Origin of the sequence: Blautia sp. SC05B48, from assembly GCF_005848555.1 — a bacterium.
Taxonomy (GTDB): Bacteria; Bacillota; Clostridia; order Lachnospirales; family Lachnospiraceae; genus Blautia_A.
In genome coordinates, this window is record NZ_CP040518.1 from 3,322,849 (window position 1) to 3,343,818 (window position 20,970).

17 protein-coding genes and 1 pseudogene are annotated in these 20,970 nt (G+C 37.6%); all 18 read left to right on the forward strand.

What is annotated here, in order from left to right; all coding sequences use genetic code 11:
* The first annotated feature begins 459 nt into the window (after positions 1-459).
* The 18 genes and pseudogenes from EYS05_RS15495 to EYS05_RS15590 all read left to right on the forward strand — a co-directional run bounded on the left by EYS05_RS15495 (position 460) and on the right by EYS05_RS15590 (position 20,888).
* Complete coding sequence (locus tag EYS05_RS15495) at positions 460-999, forward strand: RNA polymerase sigma factor (RefSeq protein WP_118368756.1); 540 nt, start codon at positions 460-462, stop codon at positions 997-999.
* The gene (locus EYS05_RS15500; protein ID WP_138277499.1) at positions 993-2,099 is read left to right on the forward strand and encodes a DUF4179 domain-containing protein; all 1,107 of its coding nucleotides are present in this window, start codon (positions 993-995) and stop codon (positions 2,097-2,099) included. Before EYS05_RS15495 ends, EYS05_RS15500 begins: the two co-directional genes overlap by 7 nt.
* A gap of 521 nt (positions 2,100-2,620) precedes the next feature.
* The gene (gene asnB / locus EYS05_RS15505) at positions 2,621-4,480 is read left to right on the forward strand and encodes an asparagine synthase (glutamine-hydrolyzing) (protein ID WP_138277500.1); all 1,860 of its coding nucleotides are present in this window, start codon (positions 2,621-2,623) and stop codon (positions 4,478-4,480) included.
* A gap of 427 nt (positions 4,481-4,907) precedes the next feature.
* Complete coding sequence (locus tag EYS05_RS15515; protein ID WP_118197852.1) at positions 4,908-6,629, forward strand: ATP-dependent nuclease; 1,722 nt, start codon at positions 4,908-4,910, stop codon at positions 6,627-6,629.
* Positions 6,629-8,386, forward strand: coding sequence for a UvrD-helicase domain-containing protein (locus EYS05_RS15520; RefSeq protein ID WP_138277501.1), 1,758 nt, complete (start codon positions 6,629-6,631; stop codon positions 8,384-8,386). Before EYS05_RS15515 ends, EYS05_RS15520 begins: the two co-directional genes overlap by 1 nt.
* 100 nt (positions 8,387-8,486) lie before the next feature.
* The gene (locus EYS05_RS18130; RefSeq protein ID WP_243119137.1) at positions 8,487-9,035 is read left to right on the forward strand and encodes an FtsW/RodA/SpoVE family cell cycle protein; all 549 of its coding nucleotides are present in this window, start codon (positions 8,487-8,489) and stop codon (positions 9,033-9,035) included.
* A gap of 134 nt (positions 9,036-9,169) precedes the next feature.
* Positions 9,170-9,591, forward strand: a pseudogene (gene tnpA, locus EYS05_RS15530) (IS200/IS605 family transposase).
* Positions 9,591-10,277, forward strand: a complete 687-nt coding sequence (locus EYS05_RS15535; RefSeq protein WP_243119140.1) for a transposase — start codon at positions 9,591-9,593, stop codon at positions 10,275-10,277. The pseudogene tnpA and the gene EYS05_RS15535 overlap by 1 nt, the downstream one beginning before the upstream one ends.
* A 128-nt stretch (positions 10,278-10,405) precedes the next feature.
* Positions 10,406-10,882 carry a glycosyl hydrolase family 95 catalytic domain-containing protein gene (locus EYS05_RS15540; protein WP_420314738.1) on the forward strand — a complete coding sequence of 159 codons (477 nt, stop codon included), beginning with the start codon at positions 10,406-10,408 and terminating at the stop codon, positions 10,880-10,882.
* Entirely contained in the window at positions 10,822-11,262 is a 441-nt protein-coding gene (locus EYS05_RS15545) for a glycoside hydrolase family 95-like protein (RefSeq protein WP_243119142.1), read from the forward strand. The genes EYS05_RS15540 and EYS05_RS15545 overlap by 61 nt, the downstream gene beginning before the upstream one ends.
* A 384-nt stretch (positions 11,263-11,646) precedes the next feature.
* A complete protein-coding gene (locus EYS05_RS18235; RefSeq protein ID WP_243119144.1) occupies positions 11,647-11,832 on the forward strand; it encodes a PBECR4 domain-containing protein in 186 nt (61 codons plus the stop codon).
* 735 nt (positions 11,833-12,567) lie between these two features.
* Positions 12,568-13,083 (forward strand): sigma-70 family RNA polymerase sigma factor, encoded by a 516-nt coding sequence (locus EYS05_RS15555; protein ID WP_114002663.1) that lies wholly within the window; start codon positions 12,568-12,570, stop codon positions 13,081-13,083.
* Positions 13,083-14,510, forward strand: a complete 1,428-nt coding sequence (locus tag EYS05_RS15560) for a DUF4179 domain-containing protein (protein WP_138277503.1) — start codon at positions 13,083-13,085, stop codon at positions 14,508-14,510. Before EYS05_RS15555 ends, EYS05_RS15560 begins: the two co-directional genes overlap by 1 nt.
* Positions 14,511-14,686: 176 nt before the next feature.
* Positions 14,687-16,075: a L,D-transpeptidase family protein gene (locus EYS05_RS15565; protein WP_243119146.1), complete on the forward strand. Its 1,389-nt coding sequence runs from the start codon at positions 14,687-14,689 to the stop codon at positions 16,073-16,075.
* Positions 16,076-16,399: 324 nt separating this feature from the next.
* Entirely contained in the window at positions 16,400-17,152 is a 753-nt protein-coding gene (locus EYS05_RS15570) for an ATP-binding response regulator (protein ID WP_138277505.1), read from the forward strand.
* Positions 17,153-17,409: 257 nt separating this feature from the next.
* The gene (locus EYS05_RS15575; protein WP_138277506.1) at positions 17,410-17,961 is read left to right on the forward strand and encodes a hypothetical protein; all 552 of its coding nucleotides are present in this window, start codon (positions 17,410-17,412) and stop codon (positions 17,959-17,961) included.
* Positions 17,962-18,038: 77 nt separating this feature from the next.
* A complete protein-coding gene (locus EYS05_RS15580) occupies positions 18,039-19,925 on the forward strand; it encodes a beta-N-acetylhexosaminidase (protein ID WP_138277507.1) in 1,887 nt (628 codons plus the stop codon).
* A gap of 297 nt (positions 19,926-20,222) precedes the next feature.
* A complete protein-coding gene (locus EYS05_RS15590; protein ID WP_059085761.1) occupies positions 20,223-20,888 on the forward strand; it encodes a response regulator transcription factor in 666 nt (221 codons plus the stop codon).
* Positions 20,889-20,970 lie beyond the last annotated feature (82 nt).

Below are 20,970 nucleotides of genomic sequence, written 5' to 3' on the forward strand. Positions count from 1 at the left end.
TTCTGTCATGTATGATCTTGCTTATGTCCATCTTTTTGTTTGTAAAATTTCTGAGAATATCCTGGTGAAATGGTAGTATAATACGGAGAATGTAAAAAACGTAAGAGAGTAAAAATGAAACTACCGGATAAATTAGCACCGTTTCTGGAATTATTGCACATATACAGAGAAACTGGGTGAGAAAACAGTGAAAGCATATCGGATTGATCTAAGCAGTGTTTTGTTTTTGTCGCCTGTGAAGAGCAAGACAAAGAGAAGCTTGAGGAATATATTACGGAATTACATAAAAAATACAAACACAAACAGAACAGAGATTAAAAAAGTGGATATTTCGTTGGCAATGGAAGAGGCAACGGAAAAAATACTTTTATGAGAACCGATTTCCTTTCCGATGCATCTAATTAGTGTAAAAGTAAACATGAGTGGTAATCCAGCTGGACAAAAGGAGAAGACAAAGTTATGACAAAAGATGTATTTATTAAGGAGGTTCGGGATGCAGAAGCCATGCTGTATCATATATCAAAGTCCATTCTGAAGAATGACTCTGATTGTGGGGATGCTGTGCAGGAAACAATTCTTAAGGCATATGAAAAACTTCCCACTTTAAAGAAAGAAAAATATTTCCGAACATGGATCACAAGGATATTGATCAATGAATGCAAAGGGATTCTTCGGAAAAGAAAAAATGTTATTCCATATGAAGAATATATGGACAATATGAAAACGACTGAGAAGAACAGATACAGTCATTTGTATATGGCGATTATGGAACTTCCGGAGGATCTGAGGGTTTTGGTCACATTGTATTATTTAGAAGGATTTTCATTGAAAGAGATCAGTGAGGCTCTGGATATTCCGGAAGGAACGATCAAAAGCAGACTTTCACGTGCAAGAGAGTTTTTGAAAGAGCAGTTATCCGAAGAAGAGAAAAGACCGGCAACTGGGAAAAACAGCAAGCAATTAAAAAGAATAACAGGAAAGGGGAAAATGTCATGTTAGAGAACAAATGGAATAATATCGCACCGGAAGTACCACAGGATTTTCATAATAAATTTGAAGATACACTAAAACAGATTGAACAGGCGGATTCAGTTGATAAAAAATACAAAAGAAAAAAAATCAGTGGCCGATTATTGATTGCAGCAGCAGTAATTTGTACTGGTATGGCTGTTACTGTAGCTGCAAAAGAGTTCTTTAAATGGAATAATTACCTGGTGAAAAGACTGGAGCCATCGGAAGAACAGCAGAAGACACTGCAGGAATCAACCTATATTCAGAATATAGACCAGTCTGTAACACAAAATGGTGTGACGGTTACCCTGACAGATTCTATTCAGGACCAGGGATTTCTGTATGCTTTTTTTGAAGTGAAAACAGATGACAGTATTTCTATGACTGATCATACTTCTTTTGAGGAGATGACACATTTTAAGATCGATGGAAAGGAAGTATATGCAGTGGACAATAACAGATTTGGAAGTTTCAATACTGGGGTAGGACAGGATGTGTTACTGAAAACAGATCAAAATTCTGCACATCTTAAATATTTTAACGCCTGTATATCCTATGACGGTGATTATGATCTGAGTAATAAAACAGTAGAAATCACATTAAAGAATCTTACGGAGGAAGGAGATTATGATACGACTGTTATTACAGATGGAACATGGGATTTTAAATGGACCCTGGGTGCAGTAAAGCCTCCGACAACTCTGGAAGTGAACCGGAAATGTGATTTTGGAGGTTATGAAATCACAGTGAAAAAAATGGAAGTAACGCCCCTTTTATGGTCATTATATCTTGATTATGATGAAGCTATGAAGGTGTATGAAGATGAGAAAAACAGGTTTGAGTACACAGGTACAGATTATGGTATGGATCTTTATGGCAGAGCTAATATTGACCAGGTGCGTTATAAAGATGGAACGGTTTTAACACTTGATCTGACTATGGGAGGCATCGCTGGCGGTGGAGAAAAACAGGATAAGGAAAATGGTGTCCTGATCATCAGAAACAGCTTCCCGCAACTGGTTGATGTAGATAACCTGCAGGCGGTACATTTTGGGAACATTGACCAGTGGCTTGAAGTGCGGGAATAAAAGTTTTTTCGGTGATACAGAAAAATCCTCCCATAATTAGATAATGAGAAAATACAAAAAGAACCGATACAAGGTCTTTGCAAGACTGATATCGGTTCTTTTTGGCTAAGTCTGCCAAGCCCATTACCTTTAGGTGATGGGTAGTTGACTAAATATAGGTAACCATACAGTCGGAAAAATGGCTCTGTAACAAAAGACCGTTTTTCCGGCTTTTCATTTTATCAGTAGTGAGGCATTCACACCGTTTGAAAATCTGTAAGATCTGAGTCATTGGGGTATGTCATGACGGGTAATCAAATATATGACATAGATTCTACAATTGTAGAAAATAAGATTGACTTTCTAATTCTACAGATGTAGAATTAGAGATGATTTCTACAAAAGTAGAAAAAGAAGGGAAAACACAAGCTGAGGCGCAGACTCACAGACCACTATGATTACGATGTGACCATGTGGGATTCACTTGTGGTAAAAAAGTTGTTGCAGCGTATAAACTACATCAAATAGATACGGAGGATAAAATGTGCGGAATCTGTGGATTTACAGGTTACAGACAGGATCAGAAGACAGTAATTGAAAGGATGATGAAAGCCATTGAGCATAGGGGCCCGGATAGTGAGGGCTCTTTTTGCAGGGAGAAGATCACGCTGGGCTTTCGAAGACTTAGTATTATTGATTTAGAAGATGGGCAGCAGCCTATGGAAAGTGCGGACGGAAACCTTCATATTGTTTTTAATGGAGAAATCTATGATTATAAGGAACTGCGGGCAGAACTTGAGGCTTTCGGCATTTCTTTCTGTACTCATTCTGACACGGAGGTTCTGATAAATACTATTCAGCAGTATGGGGAGAAGGCACTGGATAAGCTCAGGGGAATGTTTGGATTTGCTGTATGGAATGAACAGGCGCAGAGTTTGATGCTTGCAAGGGATTTTTTTGGAATTAAGCCTGTGTACTATGCCGAAATAGATGGACACTTTGTATTTGCTTCTGAAATTAAGAGTATCCTTGCATTTCCAGGCTATGAAAGGAAAGTAAATCAGAAGGCACTGGAGCAGTATTTGTCATTTCAATATTCCCCTCTGGAAGAAACTTTTTTCAGGGGGATTTATAAGCTTATGCCAGGTCATATGCTTTTATATAAAAACGGAAACTATGAGATAAAGACTTATTTCAAAACAAAGCTTGCACCAGGCCAATGGGACCGTAAGACGAATATGGAGCAGCTGCGGAATCAGCTTGCAGAGAATTTAAAGGATTCAGTGGAGCACCATATGTTAAGTGATGTGGAAGTCGGCGCGTTTTTATCCGGAGGAGTGGATTCCGGTTATCTGGCTTCTTCCTCTGGTGCAGATCAGGCATTTACAGTGGGATTCGATGAGGGAGACCGATATAGTGAAGTAAACAAAGCTGCCAAAGTGGCAGAAAAAGCAGGTTTGAAACACCATGTGAAAATCATATCCAAGCAGGAATTCTGGGATGCCCTTCCAGATGTTATGTATCATATGGATGAGCCCCTTGCTGATGCTTCTGCCGTTGCACTCTACTTTCTCTCAAAAGAGGCTGCAGGTCATGTCAAGGTTGTTCTTTCCGGAGAAGGAGCAGACGAGCTTTTCGGTGGATATAATATTTACAGAGAACCGGAATCATTGAAAAAAATTGACTGGATTCCATTTGGTGTCAGACGTGTAATTGGAAAACTGGCTGCAAAGCTGCCGGATGTGAAGGGACGAGATTTCCTTATCCGTGCAGGAATGAAAGTGGAAGAACGTTTCATCGGAAATGCATATATTTACCGTGAAAAAGAGAAAGCGCAGATTTTGAAAAATAAAGTAACAGGACCTTCCACACAGGAATATTTAAGACCATTTTTTGAAGAACTTGAGTCAGAAAACAGAGGATCACTTCAAGACATGGAAAAAATGCAGTCTGTAGATCTGAGCTACTGGCTTCCTGGAGATATTTTGCAGAAAGCAGATAAAATGAGCATGGCACATTCATTGGAAGTCAGGGTACCATTTCTGGATAAAGAAGTTTTTGACTTTGCAGCAAAGCTTCCGAAGGAAGCCAAGATTGCAGCGGGTACAACCAAATATATTTTCCGTAAAGCTGTTTCAGAATTTCTTCCACAGGAAACCGATGAACGTAGGAAACTTGGTTTTCCAATTCCAATCCGTGTGTGGCTGCGGCAGGATGACTGGTATCAGATGGTAAAGGAGTTATTTACCTCGAAAGAAGCAGAAGAATTTTTTCATACAGAGGAACTGCTTCAGCTTCTGAAAGACCATAAAGAGAAAAAGGCAGATAACAGCCGTAAAATCTGGACAGTTTTGTCATTCCTTATCTGGTACGATAAATTCTTTGTTTCATATTCGAAGTAAGAATGTTGCTGTCACGCAGAACATATGCAAAAATCCTACCAGAATATTCCAATATCATAGTGCATATGTGTTATGCAGCATCCAAACTCTGGAATGTCTGCAACTATGAACGTCGTCATTATAAAGAACTGGGGCGGGAAAAGTATCCTGACTGGTATTATCAGAAAAAAGAGCATAAAGGAGATCTGTGGTACAGACAACTTCCGTCACAGACAGCGCAAGAGACCTGCAAACAGCTGGACAAAGCATGGAGATCTTTCCTTATATTAAAAATATAAGGTTTTTGTGAATACTTTTTATTCCTTTATGTTTTCTACGTCCATCAAATAGGATATAATATATGATTATAAATCTATAATGGGAATCAGAAAACTGAAGATTAAAGGAAGGAAAAGATGTTTAAATTTTAAAACATCAAAATAATGTCATGTATATAAGTGAAATAGTAGAAATTAATAATTATCGGAATTTGACCGGAAAGACAATAACGTTTAATGATACTTTAAATTTTCTTATTGGCGAAAATAATATTGGTAAAACCAATATATTAGAATTGATAAACATCTGCTTGGCAATCGGGAAATTTGCAGAAACCGATTTTATGGATATCACATTACCAATTAAAATTAAATTCAAAGTTAAATATTCAAATGAAGAAATCGGATATTTTGAAGATAATTTTGATGTAGATGACAGTAATTCAATTACTTTAGTTGCAGTGCAAGATTCTGTCGATGAAAGGATAAATTATTATCACGATACGCCAAATCAAACCAAAATTGGTATGGCAACCATACGGACTATGAATATATTGTACTATTATGCACAAAGGATGCCATCAAAGGAAGTAGACTTTAGAAAAACAAGCGGTTCAGGAAAAGTATTGAATTATCTTATTCAACATAGCTTGGAACAATCTGAAATACAAGAAAAAGATATTCTTAAGAAAACAAAGCTTAAGAACATTGTTAAAAATGTGAACATACAAATAAAAAAAATAAATACGATTACAGGGGATAGTGTAAGTGCTTATGTTGAAACAGAAGTAGATAAACTTGTATGTAGATTGTTAGGCTTGGGAGATGAGAATGGACGAGAATTAAGCTCACTGGGCGAAGGGGTTCAATATGCATTTAATATTTTGTTACAAATTATTGAAATAATTTATAACGTTAAGGCGACAAGGAAACCTGAAGATTTTGAAGAACGATTAATAAACAGAGATGGAAAAAAACTCTTTCCTTTATTCTTAGTATTAGATGAGCCAGAAGTTCATCAGCATCCATATAGGCAGCGAAGTTTGATTAGAAAAATTAAGGCATTGATTGAAAATAATAATCAAGAATTTTTAAATTTATTAAAGGATTTGTTTGATATAGATGGATTAACAGGACAGATTTTTATAGCTACACATTCACCGAATATTTTATTGGACAACTACAGACAATTTATAAGATTATATAAAAGTACAGGAACTGATTCGCAATTAAAAATTGTTTCAGGTATGAATGTTGTGATTGATGATAAATTATATAAGCATATGCTTCATAATTTTATATATTTAAAAGAGGCTATGTTTAGCAAATGTATTATTTTTGTAGAAGGAGACACTGAAAATGGGGCAATTCCGGTATTTGCTGAACGTATGGGCCTCGATATGGATGAGAGAGGAATCGGAGTTATCAAGCTAGATGGAGCAGACAGTGTAAAAAGATGTATGGCACTTTACAAATCTTTTGGAATAAAATCTATCGCGCTAATAGACAAGGATAAGAAAGAAAGTTATAGTTCTGAACCAGATATCTATTTTACAAAAGCGAATGATTATGAAGAAGATGTATATGACAATTTTAAATTGACTGATTATTTAAAAAGCTGTAAAGAATTATCAGGAGTAGAACCATATATTCCGATTTTGAGAAGGGAGGGATTAAATTTTAATCCTGGACAATTTGTAGAAAATCCAGCAAATATTGAAATAGATGATACCTTACAAATGAAAATTATGGTGGAGAATAAAGATAGAGAACTTCAAAAATTAAAGCAATCTAAAAATGCGGCTAAAGGTGCAGTTTTAGCGGGATATGTTACAGTTATTCCGCCTGCTTTTGAGAAAATTATCAATAAATTAATAAAAGAGGTAAAATAATGCAGGCAGAAAATGTTATTAAAGAAAAACATGCAGGAGATATCGAGCAATTAAAGTTCATCTTCTCGGATGAAAATAGAATAATTGTTACAGCACCAGCTGGATGTGGAAAAACAACAGCAATGGTGAGTAAAATTGCTAGAGAATTAAGTAATGGACATATTTTGTCGAATAAGAAAATTTTAGCAATGACATTTAGTGTAAATGCGGCAATGAAAATAAAAGATTCATTAAAAGCACTTTTACCAGAATTGGTGGAAAACATCCAAAAATATTTAGCTAAAGTGGATGTTGCCAATTATCACAATTTTGCGATGAGAATTCTCTTTAAACATGGATATTGCCTTAATGGTGAATTCATTCATTTATCGGACTTCAAAATTGTAGACGAAGATAGTCCTCTTTTGAATACATTTATTACAAGTGCTGATAGTGATAAATTGAAAAAAGTAAATGATGCGGTTAAAGCCTCAAATAAAGAGAATCTGATTGTTGCATTGGATGATTACTGGGATATTTTGAACAGAAAGCTAATAACAAATCATGTAATTACATATAATGGAATTTTAATATCTGCAATTAAATTACTGCGTGAAACGCAAATATCTTCTTTTTATAAACAATATTATCAGATGATTATTATAGATGAGTTTCAGGATACAAATCTGTTAGGGTATTTGTTGATAAAAAAATTAATTGGCAATAATATGATTATTTTTTTAGGTGATGATGTTCAAAAAATATATGGTTTTTTAGGTGCTGTAAATGGTATTTTCAATTTAATCATTGAAACCTATCCAGCTATAGAGATTAAATTTTGTAATAATTATCGTTTTAGAGAAAATAATCGAATGAAAGCCTTAGATTTATTTATAAGGGATTGTGTAGAAAATTTTCAGCCATCGCATTTAAAAGCCTCAGTTCTTGTGAAAAATTTACAGAGCGATCATGAAGAAGATGATTTTATTGTAAAGGGAATAGAAAAGATTGTTTCAACTAAAGAAGATAAGGTTGCGGTTCTGGTACGAGCAGGATGGCAAGGCAATTCAGTTGCTCAAATTTTAGATCAAAAAGGCATTCTGTATTTTAATGCGTTATTTAAAGAAACTGATCCCGAATATATTTCTTTTTATAATATAGCATTAGAAGAATTTCATAATAATGTTTTAGGCAAAGCTGTTCAGCGAAATCTAAAGAATTGTTTATTGGCTGTTGATGCCAGAAGAAATGAAATATATCAACAAGAATCAAAAAAATATATATTTGAATCAATGTATAAATTATTAGAAATTTTATTTGTAGAATCGAAAAAAGTGAGTGGAACTTCAAGAGATAAATATGACTATATTGATTTCATTTTAGGAAACAAAGGATTAAAACATATGATGGAATTTGTAGACGAACAAGTTGTTTTAACTACTATACATGCGGCGAAAGGCCTAGAATGGGAATATGTAATTATTCCTAGATTAAATGGTTTCGCTTTTCCAAGTTCTCATATGTGCAGATCTTGTAAGGAAGCAAATAGTTGCAATGAAGGATTTGATTATTGCAAATTTACATATGCTCAATCATTAAAAAAAGCATTTAAAGAAGAACTGAGTATTTTATATGTTGGAATTACAAGAGCAAAAAAGAATGTGTTTTTTACAGTAAACACGGGAGCTAATAAATGGAATCATAGTAAAACTACGAGTTGTTTGCTTAATCTTGAAGGCCTTATCTTAGAAGATTATGAATGGGAAAATACAATATGATGCTGGAAATACAAATCTGAAATTTACTGTCAGAAAGAAAAGAATTATCTGTGGAATCTGGGCTGTGTTTTTGACCGCGCCCATAGCAGCTTTCCTGGATATGTACCTGAGAAACAGGCTGGCGGAATATCAAATTGCACGCATACAGGCGATGTTTTCCAGCGGTAGCGAAACAGACTATCTCACAAAAATGTTGCATTCACTTTGGAGACAGAATAAGCTGATCGGGAAAAGCAAATCAGATGTAACGGGAATCCTGCCAGCATTTAATGCGGATTACATTCTGACCTATTTGTCATCTGTATATGGAATAATTGCAGCTATACTTTTGTGCTGTGTTCTTGCGGTTCTGATTTTTGCAGTCTTTAACACTGCGTTGCGACAGATAAATCAGCTGGGTATGATGATGGGATGCGGGTGCAGAATTGTATTTCTCATCAGTTTTTTGATAAATGTCCTTGAGAATCTAGGCGTATTTCCGCAATCAATAACATTTCTTCCGTTTTTTTCAGCCGGAGGAAGCTGTATCATAATTTCTTATGGACTTATGGGGATCGTGCTGAGTACTTACAGGTATAAGAATATTTATCCGCGACATCCAGGAGCAGGTTTTATGTCCATTAATTCTAAGGTAAAAAAAGTATCGTAATATTATCCAATGCGTCGTAAAATCTCCTGCTTCAGCTATGGGGATATAAGACGCGTCCATCGAATTTATGCAAGTAATTGAAGATGGACAAAATAGCAATTGTATTAATTAATGAGCCATAGCATAATACAAATATGAACACAACATATAAATCAAACAACAATGTCGTCTATTCCTGTAATACCATGTAGTATGGTGTCCAAAGCATAGACGAAAAGTATTAATTAATGGTGTGGACGTCCGGCTGAAGGAGCTGCTCACAGAGTATGCTGCAAATCTTTCTGTAGACATTCTGGAAATGGAGAGCATGCCAGACCATGTTCATATGCTTTTGGAAGTAGATACTCAGTTTGGCATCCACAAAGCTGTAAAGTCATTTAAAGGCTATACGTCCAGAATTTTAAGACAGGAATTTCCCTATTTTAAAACGAAAATGCCGACTCTCTGGACAAACAGCTATTTTGTATCGACGGTGGGCGGTGCTCCGCTGGAAACAGTAAAACAGTATATTGAAAACCAGAAAACATCGCAGAGACAAAAGGATAAGATGGGATAATGCAAAAAGGAATTAAATTTAGGATCTACCCGAACAGAGAACAGAAAAACTTCATCCATCAGACCCTGAGATGTTGCCGGTTCATCTACAACCGGGGACTTGCCATGCGTAAGGAAGGCTATGAAAATGGGGAAAAGATCGGCTATTCCCAGACTTCCGCCATGCTGACTGAACTGAAAAAGCAAGAGGAGTTTGCCGTTCTGAAAGCAGCAGATTCCATTGCATTACAGCAGTCTTTGCGGGATCTCGACCGGGGATTTGTGAATTTCTTTCAGAAACGGGCTTCCTATCCAACCTTCAAAAGTAAACATAACCGGTTCCAGTCATACAGAACGGTAAATCAAAAAGATAATATTCGTATTGTGGGAAGATATATCAAACTTCCGAAACTTGGATTTGTTAAAATACGGCAGTCGATGGAAGTGGAAAAGATTAATCACGTGATCATTGAGCACACACCGGCTGGAAAATATTTTGCGGTTTTAAATGTTGATTTTGAACCGGAACCACGCTCAAATGCTGGCGGAACGATAGGGATTGATGTCGGAATCAAAGCGTTCTACTCCGACAGTAATGGAAATACGGTATCAAATCCCAGATATCTGGAACGCTCAATGCGAAAACTCATAAGAGAACAGCGCAGGCTTTCCCGAAAACAAAAAGATTCCCATAACCGCGAGAAGTAGCGGATCAGGGTGGCAAGAGTGTATGAGAAAGTAACCAATCAGCGGAATGATTTCCTGCAGAAACAGTCAACGATGCTGGTGCGTGAAAACCAACGATCGAGGGAGCCGTAAAGTTCTATCTTGGGTTCCTGTTCCCATATGGGGAATACTATGTTACCGGGCCTTCCACTTCCCCGGAAAACCGTTTCTGTGGAGAAGATGGAAAATCCCACAGTGTGGGAATGGCATCCACCATGGATATCAGCATCCTGAAAGAACTGTTTGGGTACTACCTGAAAATATGTAACATCCTGGGCATAGAGGGAGAGACAGTGGATGTAAAACGGGTACTTTCAAAACTGTCGCCATTTAAGACGGGAAGCTTTGGACAGATCCGGGAATGGTTCCTGGATTATCCGGAAACAGAGATCCATCACCGCCATGTTTCCCATCTGTATGGTCTTTATCCCGGAAACCTGATCACAGAAAAAACCTCGGAGCTTCTGGAAGCCTGCCGGGTGGCTCTGGAAAGGCGCGGGGACGAAGGAACCGGATGGTGTATGGCATGGAAAGTATGCCTCTCTGGGCCAGACTCCGGGACGGGGAACATGCACTGGGGCTTTTGAAAAACCAGCTCCGTTATACCAGGGAGGAAAATATTTCCTGTGTGGGAGGCGGCATTTATCCCAATATGCTGTGTGCACACCCACCGTTCCAGATCGATGGGAACTTTGGCTTTGCAGCTGCAGTTGCAGAGATGCTTATCCAGAGCAGGAAGGGGCATATCCTGTTGCTTCCGGCACTTCCGGCTGAGTGGAAAGACGGAAATGTCCGGGGAATGAAGGCACAGGGTGCCATCACAGTTGATTTTGAATGGAGAGATGGCAGGATACACAGGGTTCGCCTCTGTTCTTCCTGTGAGCAGAAAGTAACGCTTGAATGTAATGGAATTTCAAAAACAGTATTTTTAAGACCTGATGGAACAGAGGATATGATTTTTGATTGATCTGTCCTGAGGATCTGGAAACCATAGACAGTGGTAAGTAATGGGGTACAATAAAATACAGCCAATCGATTTTGCCAGAAACTATTGATATTTCTTAGGGTATCGCATATAATATAGTTAAACCAAAAGGTTTCGTGTAGCGGCACGTAAAAGCTGTACTGTGCCCGGGCAGGGTAATTACTGGGACTATTTGATACTCGGAAGGGTATTACGCCCACACCAGGGAGATACGGTGAGTCCGCGCCGGGGACTTAATGATACCGGCGACATTTTAGACGTTCGGAAGGATGTCGCGGCTGACAGCCAGCATAAAACCGCTTTTTAAGATTATGGGCACTGGATAACAAAAAGTTGTCCGGTGCTGTTTTTATATTATAGTGATGATTGGGAAAACAACAGGATAGAGAGAAAATCGTACAGGAGATTAAAATAGCTGCCGATCTGTATAGGAAGCATTTAGTAGGTAAAAGATTTCTATATGTATTTGAAGGCAGATATATTGAGGTGCTTTATAAAGCTGCCAATTTCAGGCACTTAACAGGTGTGGCCACAAACCTTTCCGCAAAATAATTTTATAGTTATGCAGCAAAAAAGCTGCTTCAGGCTTCGCAGATATTTTTTACACCGCAGCACCCTTTTTCATTGTGTAAGCGTAAAATTAAGCATATCGGACAGATTGCAATGCTGGCTGGATCAGAAGGCTTTATGTTGGAAGAGATTGTTACAGATACGAGAACTTATAAGTTTGGCACAACAGATCTTAATTTTACTCTATGCTTAAATAAAGAGTATGATGATCAGGGACAGCAAAAAGGCGATTGCTTCGTAGTATAATCACTGCGAGATGAAGATTGTTTTTCTAAAAGTAGAACAGCATATACAGTAACTCATATTTTCTCAGCACCGAATGATGCGAAAAAATATACAACTTTACTGTTTTTGGACGAAAATGCAATGATAGACAGTCTTCCGGATGAAATTAAAAACATGCTGGATCAAACTTTATTACATAAATAAAAATGGAGAGTCTTAGTTGGCGATTCAATTAATCTATCCTGAGGGTATGAGAATTATTGACAGCCGTATCATGTAAAACGCACATGGTACGGCTGTTTTTATAACCTAATAGGACCTGATGATCATAAAATTTGAACGATTTCGGAGGTGTTTTTATCTGAGATAATTTTTTTTAAAATATTTGCAACCTTTTTAGGGATTCGCACGTCTAATAAGTAGGAGCACATAAATGAAGCTTCTATAGTATACTCCGGATGACTGGTCTGAGATAGGAGAATTGGAACTATAATGAATGAGGTTTTGATACGAAAAGCGAAGAAAGGCGACAAGGATGCTTTTTGCAGGCTCATGGATGAAAATGTACAGAGTATGTACAAGATTGCAGCAGCATATCTGAAAAATGATGAAGATGTTGCAGATGCAATACAAGATACGATCCTTTCCTGCTATGAAAATCTAAGAAGTCTAAGAAAGAACAGATACTTTAAAACATGGCTGATACGCATCCTGATCAATAAATGTAAAGATGTCATACAAAAGAATAAACTGGTTACTTTTATGGATCAAATTCCAGAAACACCTTTTCATGAAGAATATGAGACAATAGAATGCTTACAGGCATTAGAACCATTGGATAGTAAATATCGTTTGGTTGTTATTCTGTACTACATGGAGGAATTTAATATCCGGGAAATCAGTAATATCCTGGATTTGCCAGAAAACACAGTGAAATCCCGCCTTCATCGTGGAAGAAAAAAAATCGCAGAGATATATGGATATAAAATTAAGGAGGAACGTGCCTAATGATGACTCTAAATAATAATGAGAAAGATTTCCAGAAAAAAATGCAAAAGGATACTGAAATTCCGGCGATTGTACATGAACATATCAATCAGGCCTATCATTTGATTGAGAATAATACGGTTACTCAGAAAAAAGCACCAAGGGATCCATTCCACTGGATGAAAATCGGAGGCAGGGTAGCAGGAGGTATGGCAGCGGTACTGGCGGTCGGATTTATATTCTGTGCAACCAATCCAGTAATGGCAAAGAATATCCCGGTTGTAGGAGGGCTTTTTGAAATCTTGCAGGATAATGTAAGTTTCTTTGGTGATTTTTCGGATTATGCAACAACCTTGGAATCCGTTGATGGAACAACGGCAGATGGCAGTGAAGCAGATGGGGACAAGACAGGTAATGCCACTAGTGAGAATGCTTACATTAAAACAGCAGATGGGCTGACAATTACATGTTCTGAGGTATATGCCAACAGCCAGGCGGTCTATATAACTATGCAGTTTAAGAGTGATAAGCCATTTCCAGAAACGTCAACCAGGGCGGAAAGTGGAACACCAGTCATTGATCTGGATATGACTGGCGGTGTGGACTTTGATTCAGAAGCTAGTCCGGTGATCGACGGTCAGGTGGAAGGACAGTTTCTGGATGACAACACCTATGCATGCATTTTCCGTTATGATTTGGCAGAGGCGGCAAAAGACTATACGGAATATAATGAGAAATACAATGAAATGACACAGCAGGTAATGGATGAGATGGGAATAACTCAGGCGGACTTAGATGATCAGACGGATGAAGGTTATGCGCTGCTGGAAGAATTTATCAATAAAGTATCTGAGCGTGGTGGAGCATATCAGAAATATATTAAAGATATTGAGATTCCGGATACTTTTAATCTGCATCTGGATATCACGAAGGTAAGAGGGCTGGAAGCAGACTATGAGTGGTCAGAAGCGGATGATGAAAACTATGGAAGGGATGCCGGCTACTACAAATATGAAGGTGACTGGAGTTTCGATATCCCGGTTACAGTAGATGATTCCCGGACAGAAGTATTGGAACTGAATGATACAAACGATGCTGGTATCGGACTCAAATCCGTAATTCGTTCTCCGTATGAACTGACGGTAAATGAACTTTATAAGGAAGGATCCAACAGTGACTGCTTCATGGTAGCTCTTGATGCCAACGGAAACACACTTCCATATAATGAGTCTACTGGAAACTGTAATAACTTCGCAATTCAGGACAGGGATATTTCGACAGTAGATATTTATTTCCTGGATTATATCCAGTATATGGATGAACTGAAGGGGCAGCAGAATTTTGATAATCCTACGAAAGAAGACGGCCAGAAATGGAAAAAACTTCTGGAGGAAAATGCAAAGTACCATAAGACATTACATTTTGATAGTGACAATGCAAAAAACTAATTGATTCAAAGAAAGATAAATAAGACATGAGACCAAAAGAAGTGATAGGGCAATCAATGAGAACTACAAAATCGGCAAGACCAGGTTCAGTTGTTTATGTGCCGATGGATAAATCGGAATTCAGATCTATTATATTTTCAGAAAAGAAGAAAAATAAAATTAAGAAAATTGTAATATTGATTATATTGATGATTTTTGTTATAGGCTGTTGTATTTATGCAGGTATATCTTATTATTACTCATATCACTTCTTTTATGGGACGACCATCAATGGGATTGACAGTTCAAATAAGACAGCATATGAGGTTGAGCAGGAGATTGCTGGGAAAAAGGATAACTATACTATTCAGGTAAGGGCAAGAATGCATGACCCGCAGGCCATTACAGGAAAAGACATTGATTATAAATACGTATCCAGCGGTGCGGTTCTCCAGCTGCTGAAAACTCAGAAATCATGGGAATGGATCGGCAGTCTTTTTGAAACAAAAAACTATATGGTTCAAGAAGAGACTTTTTTCAGCCGGGAGAAACTGGAAGAACAGGTAAATTCATTAAATTGTGCGAAAAAAGAGAATCAGATAGCACCGGAAAATGCGTATGTAAGTTTTGTTAACTCAGAATTCACTATTGTGCCAGAAACGGAAGGCAACGAATTAAATACCAAAGAAGCTTATCAGATGATATGCAGGGCAATCGATAACGATGCGGCAGAGGTAAATCTGGAAAGTGATCCAAAGGCTTATAAGAAAGCAGATGTGACGAAAGAAAGTTCAGAACTTCAGAATATGGTAAATACATATAAGAACCTGACAAAAGCAAATATCACATATACATTTGGAGACGAAACGGTAACACTCGATGGGAATACCATCAAAAACTGGCTGCAGTTTGACGAGAAAGGGCAGCTGCTCCAGAATGATGAAGCCTTCCGGCAGCACGTAGTGGATTATGTGGCACAGCTTGCAGCAGATCATGATACAGTTGGCACTGAAAGACAATTTCAGACCACGAGCGGAAGGACTGTGTATGTATATGGTTCTGCCTATGGGTGGAAGATTGATCAGGACAAGGAAGTAGCACAGCTCATGCAGGAAATTCAGTCAGGAACCCAGACAACCAGGGAACCGGTATATTCTATGAGGGCAAATGCACACGGGATTAATGATCTCGGAGATACATATATAGAGGTAGATCTCACAGAGCAGTATATGTGGTATTATCAGAATGGAAATATTATTTTCCAATCAGAAATCGTATCCGGACTGCCAAGCGCTCCGGATAGAAAAACACCCCCTGGAATATTCACACTGAATTCAAAGAGCAGTCCGTCCGTGCTGCGAGGTGAAATGACAGCAAATGGAACCTATTCTTATGAACAGCCGGTAACGTACTGGATGCCATTCAATGGAGGAATTGGCTTTCATGATGCAGACTGGCAGCCGTACTTTGGTGGTGACAGATATCTTACAGGTGGTTCTCATGGATGCATCAATCTTCCACCAGAAAATGCCGGACAGCTTTATAATCTTATTCAGTATGATGTCCCGATAATCTGTTTTTACTAATTCTATATTCAAGATGTACAGGACAGGAGCTAAGTAGTAATGCAGTGGGCTCCTGTCCTTCATTGTCAACAATATCAGATTGGCACATGATCACCCGCTCGATAATTCAGAACAAAGCAGACTTGATGTGGAAGTGGCAGAGTGATTGGTAAAAGCTAGCAATCTCTTCCTTTCACAAAGAGTGAAGAAGAGAAGGCACATTAATGGGATTGACGTATCAATACTGGAACCATATAATGGGTACAAAGAAAAATTTATTTATGGAAATAAACACATTGACAGAGCATGCAAAAGTGCTGTGATTAAAGTTTAAAAAGAATCCTTATGAACATCATAAGTAATGCTGTCAAGTATAATAAAGAAAAAGAGATACTGCTCAGCTATTATGAAACACAGGTAGATGACAGGCATATACTGTTTGAGTTTCACTGCAAGGACACCGGGGTTGGAATGAGCAAAGAATTTCAGAACCATATTTTTGAACCATTTACTCAGGAAACAGGTGGTGCAAGATCTGTTTATGGAGGAACAGGTCTTGGTATGCCAATTACAAAAAAACTAATAGAGAAAATGGGCGGTACGATTAAATTTGAAAGCGAGAAAAATGTAGGAACCACATTCATGGTACAGCTTCCATTCCTTATTTCTACTGATATGAAGCAGGTAGAAGGCCAGGAAGATGATGTATCAATTGAAGGCATGAGAATCCTTTTGGCCGAAGATAATGAATTGAATATGGAAATTGCGGAATTCCTTCTGACAAATGCAGGAGCAGAAATTATAAGGGCTTCAAACGGTAAGGAGGCTGTTGAAGCATTTGCAAAATCAGGTGTTGGTGAAGTCAATGTAATTCTGATGGATATTATGATGCCAGTTATGGATGGCCTGGAAGCTACCAGAGAAATACGTACAATGAACAGAAGTGATGCATCTGCTGTTGTGATTATAGCTATGACCGCCAATGCTTTTACAGAAGATAAGACTAAAGCACTGAAGTCTGGAATGGACGATTATCTTACAAAACCACTGGAGTCAGAAAAACTGATTCGTGCCTTAAGTAGATATAAACACAATTAACAGTAACTTTCTTATTATCCTGATTCAGCCATAGAAACAGAGTGTGGTACGAAATATTATACGTAAATTTATAAAATGGAACAGTAATTCAGACAAAGAGGGGGCATATCAATTGGACAATGATATGCCCCTCTGTCGATGTTTGTTAACTGATGCATTTTGTTTATATATTCCCTTATTTTGTACATGGACTCTTTTATATGGAAGGTGTATAGTGAATGAAAACTATATGATAAAGATTATGGAGGCATAAGATTATGGCTGACTTGATAAATTTTGTTACGCTGTTGAATGGAAAATTTGATAATAAGGATCAATTTGAGAAAATAAGTAAGACAAATCCACAGTATCCATATGCAAAGCATATCAATACAATATGTAATTCCAGAATTGCAAATCTTCCAAATAGTTTCGAAGGCGTATTTATGATTGAAGAGAGCTATTATTCTGTACAGGGAACTACCCGCTCTTCTTCACATTTGTTTCTTTTCATGGAAGAAAGCAATTCAATAAAACTTATTTCTTATGAGATACCGGAAGGATATGATAAAAAGAATTTTACTTACAAAATGTTCAAAGGTGCCGACTATGATCAGCTAAAGTGTTCTGCAAAATTTACTCCTGCATTTTTCAGAAAATCAGGTGATATATGGGAAGGCGGAAGTGTAAGTATGTTTTCTCCCGTATTGAAATTTTCTCTGCATGAAAAGTTCACTGAAAATCAATTGGAAGTATCAGAGTCCATGGAAGTAAATGGGAAAAGAACTTTTGGCTATGATGAGCCGATTATTTACAAACGAATAAAATAGAACATTGACAGAGGATGCTCTGCCAAAAAGATTGATTTGTTAAGAAGAGCAGGATTACTAGAGAAAGAGGAATACGTATGAACATTGTTTTTTCATCTGATAAGAAAGAATATAATACTATTAAAAAAGGTACTGAAATACTGCTGGCTGAAAATGACGGTTTCAACCAAAATATAGAATTGTTTGTTAAATTTCAGGACAGACCAGAAATATTGATCAATAAAAGAAAAAACCAGATTCATATCATCTGTCGGGAAATATCTCATTATTACCGCGCACTTAATTATGCCATATATCATATGGAAGAGGATGAATTTCAATATCAAGAGCATGTCTGTTTTGAAAGAAACGGTCTTATGCTGGATTGTTCCAGAAATGCTGTATTTACAGTTGAAAAGGTGAAATTCCTGATCAGGACACTGGCAAAACTTGGAATGAATGTACTTATGCTTTATACAGAAGATACCTATGAAGTAGAGGGGCAGCCTTATTTTGGAGTCTATCGCGGAAAATACACCAAGGACGAAATAAAAGAGCTGGATGCTTACGCTTCCATGTTTGGGGTAGAGCTTGTTCCGTGTATTCAGACCCTGGCTCATCTGCACAATGCGCTGAAGTGGCCGGGAATGGATAAGATTCGTGATTCTGCGGACATTCTCCAGCCTGAAAAAGAGGAAACTTATCAGTTTATTGAAAAGCTGCTCAGCTCAGTAAAGGAGAATTTTTCTACCAACAGGGTACATCTTGGAATGGATGAGGCTGTCATGCTGGGACTTGGAAATTATCTAAAAGAAAATGGATATAAAAAAGGGTCACTGATAATCAGGGAACATTGTAACAGAGTCGTAGATATTTGCAGAAAATTAGAATTAAAGCCTATGATATGGAGTGACATGTACATTACAGCAAATTCTACAGGCGGATACTATGATCTGCCCGAAAACACGGACTGCTCCAAATGGGAAAAACCGAAAAAAGATCTAGGATTAGTATATTGGGACTATTATCATGCTGATACCAGAACCTATGAAAAAATGCTGGATATCCATGCGCAGTTTTCGGATAACGTTATTTTTGCAGGAGGATCTTGGATTTGGAACGGAATTTCCCCCAATTATTCTAAGACCTATGCGTGTACCAAAGCAGCTCTTTCTACTTGTAAAAAATACAATATAAAAGAGGTGCTCTGTACAGCATGGATGGATAATGGTGCAGAAACCCCGGTGGATGCTTTGCTTCCGGGACTTGTACTTTTTGCACACCTTGATTTTCACAGAGACTATGACGAAACAATCCTTAAGCAGGAGTTCAGGAACTGCACAGGCGGAGAATTTGATGATTTTATGGCACTTGACAATTTTGATTCCTTATTCTTAAATACGAAAGAGAATAAAGAGGCTCAAAATCCTTCAAAATATCTGTTATACCAGGATCCAATGTTAGGCATTTTTGATTATCATGTGAAAGAATCAGGTGTCAATACAAAATCTTACTACCAAAACATACAGAAATGTATGAAGGAATGTGCAAAAAAAACAGGAAAATATCAGCTTTTATTTTCATTTTATGAAAAACTGGCGGCGGTATTAGCTGATAAAGCCGATTTGGGCATGTGTATAAAATCAGCATATGACAGATCGGACAGAGCAGCGTTGAAAGATATCAGTCAGAATGTTATTCCTGGAATCATCTGCAATCTGACAGATATGAAATCATCAAGAGAAAAAATCTGGATGAACGATGCAAAGCCATTTGGTTATGAGATCCTGGATATAAAAATCGGTGGCGTGATTACAAGACTTAAAAGTACAGGATACCGGATTGACAATTATCTGAATGGAAATGTGCTTCGTCTGGAAGAGCTGGAAGAGGAAAGACTTCCCTATTTTACCAAAGGAATGGACAAGCGGGAGAATTTATGGAATCGCATCATCAGTGGATGTGATTTGAATGATACGATCTGATAAAGGTAAATGAAAGAAATCATTTAAAAATATAAAAAAAGGAGATTCCGGAGTACTGACTTATCAGGGAAGCAGATATTTGGGATTCATAAAAGACTGATCATTTGCTCCCAAATGTTCTCATCAGCGTTATAAACGATCAGAAAATAACGATTTATACAGGAAACCAAAACTATTCTCACAGAATGGTTTTGGTTTCCTTTTTTGCTGTTACAAATCAGTTACAACTGCAATATAGAATTTAATGTATAATTAACCTGTGAAAAGATAGTTATAAAAACATGTGAGGTAATAATTATGAAGGCAAGAATTCTTGTGATAGAAGACGAAATGTCAATCAATGACCTGCTATGTATGAATTTGGAGATTGCAGGGTATGAAACAGTAGGATATCTGGATGGAAATGAGGCATATGAAGCAATTATTCAAGATCATGCGTTTCAGTGTGCACTTGTAGATATCATGCTTCCCGGAAGAGACGGATATAGCCTGTTACCGAAACTGAAGCAGTATGAAATCCCCGTAATATTTCTTACCGCAAAGGGAGATATCGCGAGCAAGATAAAGGGATTAAAAGACGGTGCAGAAGATTATATTGTAAAACCATTTGAAATGCTGGAAGTGATGGTCCGTCTTGAAAAGGTACTGGAACGTAATGGCACTGTACAAGAACAGATTCAAATTGGTGATGTTATCATTGATACGTCTAGTCGTACTGTTACAAAAATGGGCATGGAAATCTATTTAAAGCCAATGGAATATAACTGCCTCATGGTGTTCGCCAAAAACCCGAACAAAGCACTGACCAGGAATCAGATTCTGCAGGAACTGTGGAATGAAGAGTTCTGCGGAGAAACAAGAACTGTGGATGCACATGTGGGTCGTATCAGGAAAAAGCTTGGCTGGCAGGATAAGATTAAAACAATTCCCAGAATCGGTTACAGACTTGAGGTGGATTTATGAAACTCTTAATAAAGATCTTTGCTCAGACTACATGTATCATTCTGTTGGTGTCGTCAGGGATCTTTCTCTATACCACTTATTG

Excerpts from the sequence above, each read along its gene's own strand:
- EYS05_RS15495 (WP_118368756.1), top strand. The coding sequence starts at position 460 with ATGACAAAAGATGTATTTATTAAGGAGGTTCGGGATGCAGAAGCCATG.
- EYS05_RS15500 (WP_138277499.1), top strand. The coding sequence starts at position 993 with ATGTTAGAGAACAAATGGAATAATATCGCACCGGAAGTACCACAGGAT.
- asnB (WP_138277500.1), top strand. The coding sequence starts at position 2,621 with ATGTGCGGAATCTGTGGATTTACAGGTTACAGACAGGATCAGAAGACA.
- EYS05_RS15515 (WP_118197852.1), top strand. The coding sequence starts at position 4,908 with ATGTATATAAGTGAAATAGTAGAAATTAATAATTATCGGAATTTGACC.
- EYS05_RS15520 (WP_138277501.1), top strand. The coding sequence starts at position 6,629 with ATGCAGGCAGAAAATGTTATTAAAGAAAAACATGCAGGAGATATCGAG.
- EYS05_RS18130 (WP_243119137.1), top strand. The coding sequence starts at position 8,487 with ATGTACCTGAGAAACAGGCTGGCGGAATATCAAATTGCACGCATACAG.
- EYS05_RS15535 (WP_243119140.1), top strand. The coding sequence starts at position 9,591 with ATGCAAAAAGGAATTAAATTTAGGATCTACCCGAACAGAGAACAGAAA.
- EYS05_RS15545 (WP_243119142.1), top strand. The coding sequence starts at position 10,822 with ATGGAAAGTATGCCTCTCTGGGCCAGACTCCGGGACGGGGAACATGCA.
- EYS05_RS15555 (WP_114002663.1), top strand. The coding sequence starts at position 12,568 with ATGAATGAGGTTTTGATACGAAAAGCGAAGAAAGGCGACAAGGATGCT.
- EYS05_RS15560 (WP_138277503.1), top strand. The coding sequence starts at position 13,083 with ATGATGACTCTAAATAATAATGAGAAAGATTTCCAGAAAAAAATGCAA.
- EYS05_RS15570 (WP_138277505.1), top strand. The coding sequence starts at position 16,400 with ATGAACATCATAAGTAATGCTGTCAAGTATAATAAAGAAAAAGAGATA.
- EYS05_RS15575 (WP_138277506.1), top strand. The coding sequence starts at position 17,410 with ATGGCTGACTTGATAAATTTTGTTACGCTGTTGAATGGAAAATTTGAT.
- EYS05_RS15580 (WP_138277507.1), top strand. The coding sequence starts at position 18,039 with ATGAACATTGTTTTTTCATCTGATAAGAAAGAATATAATACTATTAAA.
- EYS05_RS15590 (WP_059085761.1), top strand. The coding sequence starts at position 20,223 with ATGAAGGCAAGAATTCTTGTGATAGAAGACGAAATGTCAATCAATGAC.